Raw genomic sequence first — 1,162 nt, forward strand, 5'->3', positions numbered from 1 at the left:
TCGCATTACAGGCCAAAGACAATATCTTTATCGATTACGACCAAATACCCCAGCACGAAGTTGCGGTGGTGCTTGGTACGAGTAAATACATCGGAAAGACACTCAACACCTATTACACTCATCGCATCAATGCAGCGATCGAGCTTTATAAGCAAGGCAAAGTGAAACAGTTTTTGCTTAGCGGAGACAACGCACATCGCTCTTACAATGAGCCATGGACCATGAAACGAGATCTGCTTAAAGCCGGCGTTCCAGAAGAAGTCATCCATCTCGATTACGCTGGATTTCGGACTTTGGATTCCATCGTGCGAGCAAAAAAGATCTTCGCCTCAGAGCGTTTTTTGATAGTGACTCAACGCTTTCACTGTGAGCGCGCGTTGTTCATTGCCGATGCGTATAACATTGATGCACAGTGCCTTGCAGTCGCAGGCCCAACGGCGAACAAACAAAAAACTTCGATGCGAATTCGTGAACTGCTTGCTCGTGTGAAAGCATTTTTGGATCTCTACGTGATGAATACGCAGCCACGCTTCCTTGGCCCTCAAGAGCCAATTCTTGCGGTAGAAGACCCAACAGAAGCATCAAATGCTGAGCGCAACATTCCTATAGAATAATCGGCTGGCACCATTTTCGTGCATCACGTCACACATGAATAACAATTCGTTAAAAACAAATGGGTAGAGTTCTACCCATTTCCAAATCTCAACCTCACATTTTCTTATTTCGCCTACGATTCAGGCCAAATTGCCCTTCGCATTCGCAGTAACATTTAATCAATAAATAACTACAAGTCAGTTACCTTGCCATAAAAAACCGACAAAAAGGCAATGCAAAAGGAGCACACCCATGACCGCACTCGCTGTGACATTGAAGAATTGGTTCTTCACTCGCAACAGCATGATTTTGAATGCCAACATTCTGCTGTTCATTATCTTGTTTAATACCCTACCCTTTGAACCACAAGTCGTAACCGGCATCAGCATCTTAGTTTTTGTTGCGATTCTTTGGTTAACAGAAGCGATTCACGTCAGCATTACTGCTTTGCTGATCCCGATGCTTGCCGTCTTCTTGGGCGTGTTTAACACCCAAGCTGCACTGAATAACTTCTCGAACTCAATCATCTTCTTGTTCTTGGGTGGCTTTGCTCTCGCCGCTGCGTTGC

Annotated in this window: 1 protein-coding gene and 1 pseudogene; both read left to right on the forward strand. The window is 45.0% G+C overall.

The genetic code is table 11. The annotated features are described in order from the left end of the window. Positions 1–614: vancomycin high temperature exclusion protein (locus tag R7070_RS26015; protein ID WP_318141490.1), on the forward strand; the 614-nt coding region annotated here is incomplete at its 5' end. 232 nt (positions 615–846) lie between these two features. Beyond that, positions 847–1,162 (forward strand): annotated as a pseudogene (locus R7070_RS26020) (Anion transporter); the annotation flags it as partial.

Origin of the sequence: Vibrio sp. 1557 (assembly GCF_033340175.1) — a bacterium.
In the GTDB taxonomy this organism is placed as follows: domain Bacteria; phylum Pseudomonadota; class Gammaproteobacteria; order Enterobacterales; family Vibrionaceae; genus Vibrio; species Vibrio alginolyticus.